Origin of the sequence: Enterobacter sp. MGH 16 (assembly GCF_000493175.1) — a bacterium.
Taxonomy (GTDB): domain Bacteria; phylum Pseudomonadota; class Gammaproteobacteria; order Enterobacterales; family Enterobacteriaceae; genus Enterobacter; species Enterobacter roggenkampii.
On record NZ_KI535695.1, the window covers coordinates 2005542 to 2019027 of the forward strand.

General features: G+C 54.1%; 14 protein-coding genes, 1 pseudogene and 1 riboswitch. Of the genes and pseudogenes, 7 read left to right on the forward strand and 8 right to left on the reverse strand.

The features are described from left to right. Positions 1–31 precede the first annotated feature (31 nt). On the forward strand, positions 32–1630 hold the full coding sequence (locus L362_RS13310; protein ID WP_023344406.1) for an EAL domain-containing protein: 1599 nt from the start codon (positions 32–34) through the stop codon (positions 1628–1630). A gap of 6 nt (positions 1631–1636) precedes the next feature. On the opposite strand, the gene yoaE is transcribed toward L362_RS13310, so the two are convergent. Continuing rightward, positions 1637–3196, reverse strand: a complete 1560-nt coding sequence (gene yoaE / locus L362_RS13305; protein ID WP_023344407.1) for a CNNM family cation transport protein YoaE — start codon at positions 3194–3196, stop codon at positions 1637–1639. Positions 3197–3657: 461 nt separating this feature from the next. Between yoaE and manX the strand changes: the two genes are divergently transcribed. The 5 genes from manX (at position 3658) to mntP (ending at position 7813) form a co-directional block, all read left to right on the forward strand. Next, on the forward strand, positions 3658–4623 hold the full coding sequence (gene manX, locus L362_RS13300) for a PTS mannose transporter subunit IIAB (RefSeq protein WP_008500491.1): 966 nt from the start codon (positions 3658–3660) through the stop codon (positions 4621–4623). A gap of 46 nt (positions 4624–4669) precedes the next feature. Next, complete coding sequence (gene manY / locus L362_RS13295; RefSeq protein WP_008500490.1) at positions 4670–5470, forward strand: PTS mannose transporter subunit IIC; 801 nt, start codon at positions 4670–4672, stop codon at positions 5468–5470. 12 nt (positions 5471–5482) lie between these two features. Then, positions 5483–6334, forward strand: a complete 852-nt coding sequence (locus tag L362_RS13290; RefSeq protein ID WP_023344408.1) for a PTS mannose transporter subunit IID — start codon at positions 5483–5485, stop codon at positions 6332–6334. A gap of 55 nt (positions 6335–6389) precedes the next feature. Beyond that, positions 6390–6848: a DUF986 family protein gene (locus tag L362_RS13285; protein WP_023344409.1), complete on the forward strand. Its 459-nt coding sequence runs from the start codon at positions 6390–6392 to the stop codon at positions 6846–6848. Between the two features lie 198 nt (positions 6849–7046). Next, positions 7047–7236, forward strand: a riboswitch (yybP-ykoY riboswitch). Positions 7237–7246: 10 nt separating this feature from the next. Beyond that, positions 7247–7813 carry a manganese efflux pump MntP gene (gene mntP / locus L362_RS13280; protein WP_023293941.1) on the forward strand — a complete coding sequence of 189 codons (567 nt, stop codon included), beginning with the start codon at positions 7247–7249 and terminating at the stop codon, positions 7811–7813. Here mntP and rlmA read toward each other — a convergent pair. The 7 genes and pseudogenes from rlmA to mgrB all read right to left on the reverse strand — a co-directional run bounded on the left by rlmA (position 7810) and on the right by mgrB (position 13044). Beyond that, complete coding sequence (gene rlmA / locus L362_RS13275) at positions 7810–8625, reverse strand: 23S rRNA (guanine(745)-N(1))-methyltransferase (protein ID WP_023344410.1); 816 nt, start codon at positions 8623–8625, stop codon at positions 7810–7812. The two genes, mntP and rlmA, sit on opposite strands and share 4 nt — an antisense overlap. Positions 8626–8690: 65 nt before the next feature. Beyond that, on the reverse strand, positions 8691–10409 hold the full coding sequence (gene ftsI / locus L362_RS13270; protein ID WP_023344411.1) for a peptidoglycan glycosyltransferase FtsI: 1719 nt from the start codon (positions 10407–10409) through the stop codon (positions 8691–8693). A gap of 219 nt (positions 10410–10628) precedes the next feature. Further along, entirely contained in the window at positions 10629–10838 is a 210-nt protein-coding gene (gene cspE / locus L362_RS13265; RefSeq protein ID WP_001062678.1) for a transcription antiterminator/RNA stability regulator CspE, read from the reverse strand. Positions 10839–10851: 13 nt separating this feature from the next. After that, a pseudogene (locus L362_RS0123000) lies at positions 10852–10996 on the reverse strand (DUF2627 domain-containing protein). A 525-nt stretch (positions 10997–11521) separates the two neighbouring features. Beyond that, positions 11522–12511 carry an MBL fold metallo-hydrolase gene (locus L362_RS13260; RefSeq protein ID WP_023344412.1) on the reverse strand — a complete coding sequence of 330 codons (990 nt, stop codon included), beginning with the start codon at positions 12509–12511 and terminating at the stop codon, positions 11522–11524. 24 nt (positions 12512–12535) lie between these two features. Next, entirely contained in the window at positions 12536–12826 is a 291-nt protein-coding gene (locus L362_RS13255) for a YebO family protein (protein WP_008500484.1), read from the reverse strand. 74 nt (positions 12827–12900) lie between these two features. Beyond that, positions 12901–13044 carry a PhoP/PhoQ regulatory lipoprotein MgrB gene (mgrB, locus tag L362_RS0123005; protein WP_006175995.1) on the reverse strand — a complete coding sequence of 48 codons (144 nt, stop codon included), beginning with the start codon at positions 13042–13044 and terminating at the stop codon, positions 12901–12903. A gap of 159 nt (positions 13045–13203) precedes the next feature. Here mgrB and L362_RS13250 point away from each other — a divergent pair, with 159 nt between their 5' ends. Next, complete coding sequence (locus L362_RS13250) at positions 13204–13443, forward strand: YobH family protein (protein ID WP_008500483.1); 240 nt, start codon at positions 13204–13206, stop codon at positions 13441–13443. Positions 13444–13486: the final 43 nt, after the last annotated feature.

Genomic DNA, 13486 nt, shown 5'->3' on the forward strand with positions numbered 1-13486 from the left:
TTGTGGCTGGTGGCTTATCAGGCGACCGTTCATGCAAACTGCACAAACGATCATTAAAAATTATCGCCGAAAACGCGTTATCGTCTGCGTGACGGTTGCGCTCCTCACGCTCATCCTGACGCTAGGCATTCGCTTTATCTCCCAGCGCAACGTTAACCAACAGCGGATCCTCGATTTTACCAGCCATACCGTTCGCGCCCTTGATAACGTTCTGCTTTCCCTGGAAAACCACCGCAACGTGCTGCAGCCGCTGGTGGGGCAGCCCTGCCTGCAGGTGCAACTGGCACTGCGGCAGCAGGCAGCCATTTTGCAGACGGTACGCTCCATTGCCCTGATCGAAGACGGTATCCTGTACTGTTCGAGTATTTTCGGCAGCCGCAGCGAGCCTGTGCGTGACGTCCTTCAGGAGCTCCCTGCCAGCACGGCGAAGCTGATTTTATCGACCGACCAGTGGCTGCTTAAGGGCAGCCCGATACTGATCCAGTGGTTTCCTGTCTCTCAGGACGGGGAAGATGGCATCATGGAGATCATCAATATCGACCTGATCACTAAAATGATCCTCGAGCCCCAGCGCCCGCTTATCAATGACGTGGCGCTGACCGTGGGCGATCGTTTTTTGCGTTACGGCCAGCGCGTCACCGACAGCCTGTCATTTGATGAGGAGGGCTCGATTGTCCAGCAGTCCTCATCCCGACATCCTTTCACCATCACGATCAGCGGGCCGGGTCCCGGAGAACTGGCCCTGAAAAGTCTCCCCGCCCAGCTGCCGCTGGGACTGATGCTCAGCCTGCTGTTGGGCTATCTCGCCTGGCTGGCCACGGCAAACCGGATGAGCTTCACGTGGGAGATCGATATGGGGATTGCCTCGCGGGAATTTGAACTTTTCTGCCAGCCGCTGATGGATGCCCGTACCCAGAAGTGCACCGGCGTTGAGATCCTGCTGCGCTGGAACAATCCCCGTCAGGGGTGGATCTCCCCGGAAGTGTTTATTCCGCTGGCAGAAGAACATAACCAGATTGTCCCCCTGACCCGTTATGTGATCGCCGAAACCGTACGCCAGATAGGTTACTTCCCGTCCAGCCCCGGTTTTCACATCGGCATTAACGTCGCCGCCAGCCATTTTCGTCGCGCGGTATTGCTGCAGGACCTGAACCGTCTGTGGTTCAGCGCCAACCCTCAACAGCAGCTGGTGATCGAATTAACGGAACGGGACGCGCTGCTGGATGCGGACTATCGCATCGTGCGCGAGCTGCATCGCAAAGGGGTGAAGCTCGCCATTGACGATTTTGGTACCGGAAACAGCTCCCTCTCCTGGCTTGAGAAGCTCCACCCGGACGTGCTGAAAATTGACCAGTCCTTTACCACCGCCATCGGTACTGATGCCGTGAATTCAACGGTGACGGATATCATTATTGCGCTGGGTCAGCGGCTGAATATCGAACTGGTTGCAGAAGGGGTTGAGACGGAGGAGCAGGCACGATATTTACGCCGCCATGGCGTTCCTGTCCTGCAGGGGTTTTTCTATGCGCGGCCGATGCCGCTACGGGACTTTCCGGACTGGCTGGCGGGAAGATCTCCCCCGCCAGCCCGCCATAACGGGCACATTGTGCCCTTAATGCCGCTGCGTTAAGCAGGCTTACTCATCTTCGTCGTGGGCAGATTGTTCTTTAACAATGCGGACCATATCAACGCGATAGTCGTTGGCTTCGACAATCGTAATGTGCAACGGCGGCAGCTCAATCACATCGCCGACACGCGGGATTTGCCCGTTAACGGCGATAACCAGACCGGCTACGGTCGCGATGTCTTCTTCATCGTTGACCACGTTTTCCAGACCCAGCGTGTGCGAGAGCGCGTGCAGATCGGTGGTCCCTTTCACCAGCCAGCCATCGCCATCGGCAACGATCTCCGGGGTTTCGTCCTCGTCCGGGAATTCACCGGCTATGGCTTCCAGCACGTCCAGCGGCGTGACCAGCCCCTGCACCACCCCAAACTCGTTGGTGACGATAACAAAGCTGCCACGCGCGCGGCGAAGCACTCCGAGCAGGTTGATCGGGTCAAGCGTTTCCGGCACGACAATCGCCGGCGATGCCGCCGCAACGGCTTCGACATTAACGCCCTCTTCCAGGGCAACCAGCATCTCTTTCGCCCGAACAACGCCGATGATCTCGTCCAGCTCGCCGCGACACACCGGGAACAGGCTGTGCGGTGAAGAGAGCAGCTGCTGGCGAATTTCATCCACGCTCAGGTTAGCATCGACCCAGCTGATCTCCCCGCGTGGCGTCATGATGCCGCGCAGCGAACGGGAGGCCAGAGAGAGCACGCCGTTAATCATGTAGCGTTCCTGTTCCACAAACGCCCCTTCCGGCACCGGAACCGGGTTGTGGTTTTCGGAATCAGACTGAACGTTCACCTGACGACGACCGCCCATCAAACGCAGAATGGCATCCGCGGTACGGGCGCGCAGCGGCTGATTTGACTGCTGCTTAATAAAGTTACGACGCGCAATCTGGTTGAACAGCTCGATCAGGATCGAGAAGCCAATCGCAGCGTACAGGTAGCCTTTCGGAATATGGAAGCCAAAGCCTTCCGCCACCAGGCTCAGACCAATCATCAGCAGGAAGCTCAGACACAGCACCACCACCGTCGGATGCTGGTTCACGAAACGCGTCAGCGGTTTCGACGCCAGCAGCATGACCGCCATCGCAATAACCACCGCTGCCATCATGACCGGCAGGTGGTTCACCATGCCGACCGCCGTGATCACCGCATCCAGCGAGAAGACCGCATCCAGCACCACGATCTGCAGCACCACTACCCAGAAGCTGGCATACCCTTTACCGTGACCATCATCGTGCTGCCGGTTTTCCAGCCGCTCATGGAGCTCTGTCGTCGCTTTGAAGAGCAGGAATATCCCCCCGATCAGCATGATCAAATCACGGCCGGAGAAGGTGTAATCCATGACGGAGAACAACGGTTTGGTCAGCGTGACCATCCACGAGATAACGGAGAGCAGACCCAGTCGCATGACCAGCGCCAGCGAGAGACCAATCAGACGTGCTTTATCACGCTGTTTTGGCGGCAGCTTATCCGCAAGGATGGCGATAAACACCAGGTTATCGATGCCGAGAACAATCTCCAGCACCACCAGCGTAAGCAATCCTACCCAGATTGACGGGTCCATTAAGAATTCCATGACAAGCTCCTGCTAAAGGAATGACGAAACGGTGCCCCACTCAACGTGGGCAAAACAGAGGCAGACAGAGTCGATACGTGGCGAGGATCGCCGGTGAAAAAGGCGCGAAATGGCCTGAAAGATGACTGACGTCGGTGACGGTCCATATAGTGGGCTGTAGCCCTATACTCCTGAACAATTAAACGGAGGCTAAACATATCAGACACAATGCATTTTTAGCAAAGATTTACGTTCCTTTGCAAAGATCTGTAACACAGTGGCTGTACCCTTAAGATAAATCTGTCGCGCGTGGCTAAATTACGGATCTTCATCACATAAATTATTTTTTCACTATCTAAAATAATTCGCGGAAGTCTTAGTTTTTGAACTCTAACCCTTATCTGAATCGATTCGGTTCGCCAATACGATTCTCAGTACGACTGCCCGGCAGTCGTATTAATGATAATAAAAGGAGGTAGCAAGTGACCATTGCTATTGTCATAGGCACACATGGTTGGGCTGCTGAGCAGCTACTCAAAACGGCAGAGATGCTGTTGGGCGAGCAGGAAAACGTCGGCTGGATCGATTTCGTTCCCGGTGAAAACGCCGAGACGCTGATTGAGAAGTACAACGCTCAACTCGCGAAGCTGGATACCAGCAAGGGCGTGCTGTTTCTCGTTGATACATGGGGCGGCAGCCCGTTCAATGCTGCCAGCCGCATTGTCGTCGATAAAGAGCACTATGAAGTTGTCGCCGGGGTCAATATCCCCATGCTGGTGGAAACCTTCATGGCGCGCGACGACAATCCGTCTTTCGACGAGCTGGTGGCCCTGGCCGTTGAAACGGGCCGTGAAGGGGTGAAAGCCCTGAAAGCACAGCCGGTGGAAAAACCTGCCCCTGCGCCCGCAGCGGCACCGAAAGCGGCAGCGCCTGCAAAACCGATGGGTCCGAATGATTACATGGTGATTGGCCTTGCGCGTATTGATGACCGCCTCATCCACGGTCAGGTTGCCACGCGCTGGACCAAAGAGACCAACGTTCAACGCATTATCGTGGTCAGCGACGAAGTGGCCGCCGACACCGTTCGTAAAACCCTTCTGACTCAGGTTGCTCCGCCTGGCGTTACCGCGCACGTCGTGGATGTCGCCAAGATGATCCGCGTTTACAACAACCCGAAATATGCGGGCGAACGCGTAATGCTCCTGTTCACTAACCCGACAGACGTTGAGCGCATTGTTGAAGGCGGCGTGAAAATCACCTCCGTTAACATTGGTGGTATGGCCTTCCGTCAGGGCAAAACGCAGGTCAACAACGCCATTTCAGTTGATGCGAAAGATATCGAGGCATTCAACAAGCTGAATGCGCGCGGTATTGAGCTGGAAGCCCGTAAGGTTTCCACGGATCAAAAACTGAAAATGATGGATTTGATCGGCAAAGTTGGGAAATAAGCCCGCGCCGGTTCTCACATAAAGTTTATGTAATAGGAGAAGTGCAATGGAGATTACCACTCTTCAGATTGTACTGGTGTTCGTCGTCGCATGTATTGCGGGTATGGAATCCGTACTTGATGAATTTCAGTTCCACCGCCCTCTGGTGGCCTGTACGCTGATTGGGGCCGTTCTGGGTGACATGAAAACCGGTATCATCATCGGTGGTACCCTGGAAATGATCGCCCTGGGCTGGATGAACATCGGTGCGGCAGTTGCGCCTGATGCCGCGCTGGCCTCTATCATTTCGACCGTTCTGGTTATTGCCGGTCACCAGAGTATTGGTGCAGGTATCGCCCTGGCGATCCCGCTGGCAGCCGCAGGCCAGGTTCTGACCATCATTGTTCGTACTATCACCGTAGCCTTCCAGCACGCAGCGGATAAGGCCGCCGAAAACGGCAACCTCACGGCACTGTCGTGGATCCACGTTTCTTCCCTGTTCCTGCAGGCGATGCGTATCGCGATCCCGGCGGTTATCGTTGCGATCTCCGTCGGTACCAGTGAAGTCCAGAGCATGCTGAACGCCATTCCTGAAGTGGTCACCGGCGGTCTGAACATCGCGGGCGGCATGATCGTGGTCGTTGGTTATGCGATGGTCATCAACATGATGCGCGCAGGCTACCTGATGCCGTTCTTCTACCTCGGCTTCGTGACCGCGGCATTCACCAACTTCAACCTGGTTGCGCTGGGTGTGATTGGTGCGGTAATGGCGATTCTCTACATCCAGCTCAGCCCGAAATATAACCGCGTCGCGGGTGCCCCAGCGCAGGCTGCTGGTAACAACGATCTCGATAACGAACTGGACTAACAGGTGAGCGACATGGTTGATATGACAAAAACTACCTCCGAAAAAAAACTCACTCCGGGTGATATACGTGGCGTGTTCATCCGTTCTAACCTGTTTCAGGGTTCATGGAACTTCGAACGTATGCAGGCGCTGGGTTTCTGCTTCTCCATGGTTCCGGCGATCAAACGCCTGTACCCGGAAAACAACGAAGCGCGCCGTCAGGCCATCAAGCGTCACCTTGAATTCTTTAACACCCATCCTTACGTTGCGGCCCCCGTGCTGGGCGTAACGCTGGCGATGGAAGAGCAGCGTGCGAACGGCGCAGAGATTGACGACGGAGCCATCAACGGTATCAAAGTCGGCCTGATGGGCCCGTTGGCCGGCGTCGGTGACCCGATCTTCTGGGGTACCGTGCGTCCGGTGTTCGCGGCGCTGGGTGCCGGTATCGCGATGAGCGGCAGCCTGCTTGGCCCTCTGCTGTTCTTCATCCTGTTCAACGCCGTGCGTCTGCTGACCCGTTACTACGGCGTGGCCTACGGCTACCGTAAAGGGGTGGACATCGTTAAGGACATGGGCGGCGGCTTCCTGCAGAAACTGACTGAGGGGGCGTCAATCCTCGGCCTGTTTGTCATGGGCGCGCTGGTAAACAAGTGGACGCACGTGAACATCCCGCTGGTGGTATCGACCATCACCGGACAGGATGGTCAGACCCGCGTCACCACCGTGCAGACGATTCTGGATCAGCTGATGCCGGGCCTGGTCCCGCTGCTGTTGACCTTCGCCTGTATGTGGCTGCTGCGTAAGAAAGTGAACCCGCTGTGGATCATCGTTGGCTTCTTCGTCATCGGTATTGCGGGCTACGCCGTCGGCCTGCTGGGCCTGTAAGTTTCAATGCTATAGGCCGGGGGCTTGCCCCCGGTTTTTTTTATCTGGAGGATGAATGACTGTCACGGACATCGTACTGGTTTTATTTGTTGTTGCCCTTCTGGCTTACGCGATCTATGACGAGTTCATTATGCCCCGCCGTCACGGCGAGACGCTGCTCTCCCTTCCCCTGCTACGACGCGGGCGCGTGGATGCCTTTATCTTCGTGGGTCTCATCGCCATTCTTATTTACAATAACGTCACCAGCCATGGTGCATTATTAACCACATGGTTATTATGTGCGCTGGCATTAATGGCGATTTATCTGTTCTGGATCCGCACGCCAAAAATCATTTTTAAATCCCACGGATTCTTCTTCGCCAATGTATGGATAGAATATAACCGTATTAAAGAGATGAATTTATCCGAAGACGGCGTGCTGGTGATGCAATTAGAACAACGCCGCCTGCTTATTCGGGTGAAGAATATTGATGACCTGGAAAAGATATACACACTACTCGTTAAAACTCAATGAGTTAGATATATAGCAACGGCTATATCCTGTGTTTATTTTGCGCAAGAAATATAGCCGAAGCTATATCCCCACCGCTAATTTGAACGCTATTTGTTAACGATATTTTCACGATTAAAGACAAATGAAAATCGTTATCAACAAACGATTTAAATAATGCCTCTTCATTGTTGTTTTATATTCTCAAAATATGTTAAGGTTGCGCCCGTCGTTGGGGAGTAGCCGATTTCCTGTTCACAGGAAATGTACGTGTCAACATACTCGTTGAAAAACGTGGCACGTACGGATCGCTTACCGCATGTCTTATGTGCGTTGCGATCAGGCGAGACCATAGATACATCAACTGCTGTTTACTGGGGGCAGTGATGTGTCATATGGATATCCCCGGTCTGGACGCTGTTATGAATATCTCCGCTACGATCCTTCTCGCTTTTGGCATGTCCATGGACGCGTTTGCTGCTTCCATCGGAAAAGGCGCCACGCTCCACAAACCTAAATTCTCAGAAGCCCTGCGTACCGGCCTGATTTTTGGCGCTATCGAAACGCTGACCCCGCTTCTCGGCTGGGGACTTGGCATGCTCGCCAGCCAGTTCGTGCTGGAGTGGAACCACTGGATTGCCTTCGTCCTGCTGGTGTTTCTCGGTGGCCGAATGGTCATTGAAGGTTTTCGCGGCGGCGATGATGAAGACGAGGAGCCGCAGCACCGCCACGGCTTCTGGCTGCTGGTCACCACGGCCATTGCCACCAGCCTTGATGCGATGGCCGTCGGCGTCGGTCTGGCATTTTTGCAGGTCAATATTATCGCCACCGCGCTGGCTATTGGCTGTGCAACCCTGATTATGTCCACGCTGGGCATGATGGTCGGACGGTTTATCGGCCCGCTGCTGGGTAAACGCGCCGAGATCCTCGGGGGGATTGTGCTGATTGGCATTGGCGCCCAGATCCTCTGGGCACACTTCGCCGGTTAATCTTCGCGCTGCCAGACGTGGATGCTGAAGTCCGTCTGGCAGCGAAATGTTGAGTGTGCCGCTAACGTTTCCCATACCTCAGGTTTTGCCCGCCACGCGAACGGCGTCATCTGCAATAACGCGACGGCCTCTTCCCCTTTCAGCATCATTTCGTACGCCACCGATTCCGCCTGCTTCAGGGTAAAACCGGCCAGCTGTTCAGAATGAGGGGCATGGAGACGCACTTCGTCGTAGATCAGCCCTTTCAGCTCCATCAGATGACGCGGACCTGGCGTCACGGTGACCACCCATCCGCCCGGTTTCACGACGCGCGCCAGCTCCTCCGCCTTACACGGCGCGTAGATGCGGATAACCGCGTCCATGCTGGCATCGTCAAACGGCAGCCGGTGGCTGGACGCCACGCAGAACGTCACGTTGGTATAACGTTTTGCCGCCGCGCGAATGGCCACTTTCGACACGTCCAGACCGAATGTCTGTGCGCCCTTCTCTCGAGCAACCTCCGCAAACCGTGCGGTGTAGTATCCTTCCCCACAGCCGATATCGAGCATGGCGGTGGCGGAAGCAGGCAGAATGTCATTCAGCCTCTGCGCGACGGTCTCCCGCAGCGGCAGATAGTGCCCGGCATCGAGAAACGCGCGGCGCGCCCGCATCATCTCTGCACTGTCGCCAGGATCGCGCGAGCGCTTATGCTGCACCGGCAGAAGATTCACGTAGCCTTCTTTTGCCTGGTCAAACTGATGCCCCTGCGGACAGGTATAACGTTTATCTGAGTACGTCAGGGGGGCGTGACAAAGGGGACAGCTGAAGGACATGGCTACTCCGGAGCATAATCAAAGGGCGAAGTGTACCGCTATTCGCCCCTGTTATAAACGCCCGGTTAGCGCATGACGATAAGGTGTTCGGACCCCGCCGGTAATCCGTCAGGTTTGATATTCTCCAGACGCAGCACGTTACCCATAATCTCGCTGAAGACAGGCGCGGAGACGGCACCGCCGTAGTAGGCCCCGTTTTGCGGATCGTTAATCACCACCACCAGAGCAAAACGCGGATTGCTGGCAGGCGCAACGCCCGCGGTGTAGGCGACGTATTTATCGACATACTTCCCGCTATCGTCAATTTTCTTCGCCGTGCCGGTTTTCACCGCCACCCGGTAATCACGCACGGCAGCCTTGACGCCACCGCCGCCCGGCAGCGCAACGCTCTCCATCATGTGCTCCACTTCGTGCGCAATCTCTTCCGGCATGACGCGGTGCCCGATAACGGGGGGATCGATGCGGGTGATGGAGAGAGGACGCTCAAGCCCGAACCCGCCAATCGTGGCGTAGACGTGGGCCAGCTGGAGCGGCGTGACCATCAGCCCGTAGCCGAAGGCAAAGGTCGCGCGATCGAGCTGGCTCCAGTATTTACGCTGTGGCAACAGCCCCGAGCTTTCCCCCGTTAAGCCAAGCCCCGTATTGGTGCCAAAACCAAAGTTTCGATAGGTATCAATAAGGTGCTGAACGGGCATCGCCAGAGAAAGCCGGGAAACGCCGGTGTCGCTCGATTTTTGCAGGATCCCGGTCATCGTCAGCTCAGGGTAATAGCCCACGTCGCGAATGCGATGCCCGTCAAGGGTATACGGATGGGTGTCAATCACGCTGTCCGGCTGGACCAGGCCCTGCTGCAGGGCCGTCATCAGCACCAGCGGCTTGACGGTCGAACCGGGTTCGAACGTATCGCTGATCGCGCGGTTGCGGAAATCATTTATCGTCGCGCCTTCCCGATTATTGGGATTGAAATCTGGATAGCTCGCCATCGCGAGTATTTCCCCGGTTGGGATATTAATTAATACCGATGCCCCCGACTCGGCCTTGTTCCAGGCCACGGCATTGTCGAGCGCATCTTCGGTGATGGTTTGCAGCCGCTCGTCAATACTTAACTGAATGTTATGCGCCGGTGAGGGCGCGATTTCTGTCAGGTTTTCAACCACGCGCCCGTAGCGATCTTGCCTTACCTGACGCACGCCCGGCTTGCCGGTGAGTTGGGCGTTGAAGCTCTTTTCCACACCTTCAATGCCCTGCCCGTCAATATTGGTGAAACCAATCAGGTTCGCTGCCACATGGCCAGCAGGATAAAAACGGCGGGACTCGTCGCGTAAATTGATGCCGGGCAGATTCAGTTTATCGATCCACTTTGCCTGTGCCGGATCGACCTGGCGGGCAAGGTAAATAAAACGCCCCTGCGGGTTGGCGTTGATGCGTGCCGAGAGCGTGCCGAGGGAGAGATGCAGCGCGCTGGCCAGCGCCTGCCAGCGCTCATCAAGGTTGACGCCCCCTTTTGCCAGCACCGTCTTAGGATCGGCCCAGACGGCCTGGACAGGCACGCTCACTGCCAGAGGGCGGCCCTCGCGATCCATTATCATGCCGCGCGGCGCATCAATCGCCAGCTGGCGGAGGGATCGCATATCTTCCTGCTTCACCAGATTGTCAGGCTTAATGATTTGCAGCCAGGCAACGCGACCCAGCAGAAAAGCCAGACTACAAAAAATAGCTAAACAGAGCAGCACAAAACGCGCCGGCGTGAAATTTCCGACGGTCGCTATCGATTTCTTCTTCACCTGAACCCCAGGACTGTAAAACAACGCACTGATTTAACGGGAAAAGATGGGTTTAGGGTGGCAAAACAGTGCTACTAACCTCGCAGCTTTGCAACAAGTTACTAACAAGACCGTGGATGGTAATATTTTGAAAGATAAGGGACATAAAAAAGCCCCGCGACAGGCGAGGCTTTATGTCTGAGAGTGAAGTGCCGGGCACTTCAGTCAGCAGCGGTTCGATCAGATAGCAGTTACGTTAACTGCAGCTGGGCCTTTCTGGCCGTCCTGAATTTCGAACTCAACGTTCTGGCCTTCAGCCAGAGTTTTGAAGCCGTTACCCTGGATTGCAGAGAAGTGTACGAACACGTCTTTGCTGCCGTCAGCAGGAGTAATGAAACCAAAACCTTTAGACTCGTTGAACCACTTAACTTGACCTTTAATCTTTGCCATTTTGCAAAATTCCTTAGAGTGTTTTCTTAGCCCGCAGGCATTAACTGAGATAAAACTGAGACATTACTGCATGAGGCACTAATATAAGGTTCGGCAGAGAAGCGGTATTCAACGACAACGTGTTTACTCAGGACTTCTTTACTGAAAATGCCACACATAAACAGAACTGTACCTCGTTTGACCCAAAACGTGTTATCACACACTATGTTTAATATGGCAAGCCATTTTTAAACATGTCTCGATCCGCCGCACAAATTCGAACAGTGCCTGTCAGGTTTTGCACAATTATGCGCATCGCGTACAGACAGCCCTGCTGCGTAACAAAGACCCAGCATTGCTTGCACAACCGCTGTAATCTAAGACTTTTTTAACATAGCTCATTCATTACGAACCGTCCAGCAACCAGGAAAAGAAATCTTTCGTCCTGATTGAGTTAGAACAATTTGTGAAAAGTTATGCTTAAATCATTGTAACGCGACCAAATTGTTTCAGAGAAAAAACACTGTTAAAAACCCGCTTCCATCTGTATTAAAATGCACCAGCGAATAAACAGCGTTATGCACCAAAATAATGAAATTTTTATGACTCTGCATCAAAAGAAGGCAAGCAAAACGTTTCGATAAAAATAAAACATTCCCAGGCGCGTTTACATCAAGAATATATGCAACAATTTATCGCTTCGTTTAGAAGGATAAATATTCACCAATTTTCAGTATCCTGAAAGAATGATTAACTGATGCTAAATTATCGAGCGCGTCAGTTAACTCCTGCACAGGTTCATCTAAAGCTTCATCTGCCAGTTCAAACACGCCCCAGTGAATGGGAAACGCCAGAGGGCAACCCAACTGCTGCCACAATGCCACCGCTGATTGCGGATCCATATGATGAACAGCCATGAACCATCGTGGGGCATAGGCACCAATCGGCAACGCGGCGGCATCTATCTGGCCCAGGCGTTCAGGAATCAACAACAGCTCAGGCGAATAGCCGGTATCACCGCTGAACCAGAAACGGTGATGCCGTCCTTCCATCACCCAGCCGCACCATAAGGAACGATTGCGGTTCCATGGCGTGCGCATGCTCCAGTGCTGTGCCGGCACGGCGGTCAGCGTCATCCCCTGCCAGGTGAAACTCTGCCACCAGTCGAGTTCGACCACGCGTTTTGCTCCCCGGCGACGAAACCAGTCGGCCAGGCCCAACGGAACGAAACAACAGACGTCGGGAAAGCGCTTGAGGATCCTGCGAATGGTTGCGTCATCAAGATGATCGTAATGATTATGGGAGATGACAACCGCATCAAGCTGATGAAGTTGCTCGACAGACAGTACGGGAGGCGTTTTGCGCTGGGGTCCCAGGAAAGGCAGCGGAGAAGCGCGTCGAGAAAACACCGGATCGGTAAGGATGATATTGCCGTCCAGCTGCAGCAACACGCTCGCGTGTCCGAGCCACCACACCCCATCTTCATGAGATGCCGCAAGCTCAACCGGTTGCCACCACTGGCGGATGAAATCGTCATAACCCAGCGCGGGCGGCTTCGGTAAACCGGCCTCTTTGCGCGCTTTACGCCAACGGTCAAGGTCACCGGGTTGATGTCCGACAGGAAGGGTATTACGAAAACCGTTCGGGGTATGATGTTTCAGGGAGGGGTCATACCAGGGATTTTTCCAGACCACAGCCACCTCCCAGGACAAAAAAGATTAACGCTCAGCCACCAGGCGGATAAAGTCGTCTTCGTCTTTGTTATCTTCAGCGACCGCGTCTTTCGGCGCGTCTTTCTCTTCCGGTTCGTTAGCCTCGCAAAGACGGCGTAGCAATGCATTCTGGCGTTTTTGCTGATCGAGCAGTGCTTCCAGCAGTTCGATCTGCTCATTTGTACGCGAACTGGCCCGATTCACGAAAAACCAGATGACCAGCCCCACAAGCAGAACCACCAAAGAAATCATCAGGGATGCCATATTCAGCAGCCCTGAATTCAGTAACTCACCCATTTCACCACCTCAATAAAAACGTCTATTTTACCACTGGCGTGGAGGAAGGAAATCACGTTGAGAAAAAATGTGTATTACCACGGAATAAATTTGTTGATTGCGCAAACGCCGCTAAAAAACTGTACATCCTGATCGCACATCACATTGATCGTCTGCGTCCATAACACCACGCACGCTATCAGTACGATAATCAGAATTACCCAGCGTATTTTTTTCACTCCACACTCCGTCTAAGGACCTGATGTAACGAGATTATCACGCTTATCTTAAACAAGGACTAACTGCGCCTCCATCGCGGTTTTTAAGAATGCTGCACTTGTTTCATTGCGTAGACACGTTACGCTAGCATTACGATAACAACGATAAAAGAGGTAATAATGCGATTCATCATTCGAACAATTATTGCACTGGCCCTTGTCTGGATTGGCCTCCTGTTAACGGGCTATGGTGTGCTTGTGGGGAGCACCGAAAACGCAGCCGGGTTAGGCATTCAGTGTAAATACCTAACCGCACAAGGAATGAGCACCGCCCAGTATCTGCATACTGACAGCGGGATCATTGGCTTAACCCAATGTCCTGTACTGCGTAAAACATCCGTCGTGATTGATAACGGCTAATCAGCCAGGTTCATGAGGCATAAAAAACGCCGCATCAGATGCG

What these genes read in the sequence shown, in the direction of transcription:
- L362_RS13255 (WP_008500484.1), bottom strand. Translation starts at nt 12,826, where the DNA reads ATGGGTGAGTTACTGAATTCAGGGCTGCTGAATATGGCATCCCTGATG.
- L362_RS13310 (WP_023344406.1), top strand. Translation starts at nt 32, where the DNA reads ATGCAAACTGCACAAACGATCATTAAAAATTATCGCCGAAAACGCGTT.
- rlmA (WP_023344410.1), bottom strand. Translation starts at nt 8,625, where the DNA reads ATGTCCTTCAGCTGTCCCCTTTGTCACGCCCCCCTGACGTACTCAGAT.
- L362_RS13250 (WP_008500483.1), top strand. Translation starts at nt 13,204, where the DNA reads ATGCGATTCATCATTCGAACAATTATTGCACTGGCCCTTGTCTGGATT.
- manY (WP_008500490.1), top strand. Translation starts at nt 4,670, where the DNA reads ATGGAGATTACCACTCTTCAGATTGTACTGGTGTTCGTCGTCGCATGT.
- L362_RS13285 (WP_023344409.1), top strand. Translation starts at nt 6,390, where the DNA reads ATGACTGTCACGGACATCGTACTGGTTTTATTTGTTGTTGCCCTTCTG.
- yoaE (WP_023344407.1), bottom strand. Translation starts at nt 3,196, where the DNA reads ATGGAATTCTTAATGGACCCGTCAATCTGGGTAGGATTGCTTACGCTG.
- cspE (WP_001062678.1), bottom strand. Translation starts at nt 10,838, where the DNA reads ATGGCAAAGATTAAAGGTCAAGTTAAGTGGTTCAACGAGTCTAAAGGT.
- mntP (WP_023293941.1), top strand. Translation starts at nt 7,247, where the DNA reads ATGAATATCTCCGCTACGATCCTTCTCGCTTTTGGCATGTCCATGGAC.
- L362_RS13290 (WP_023344408.1), top strand. Translation starts at nt 5,483, where the DNA reads ATGGTTGATATGACAAAAACTACCTCCGAAAAAAAACTCACTCCGGGT.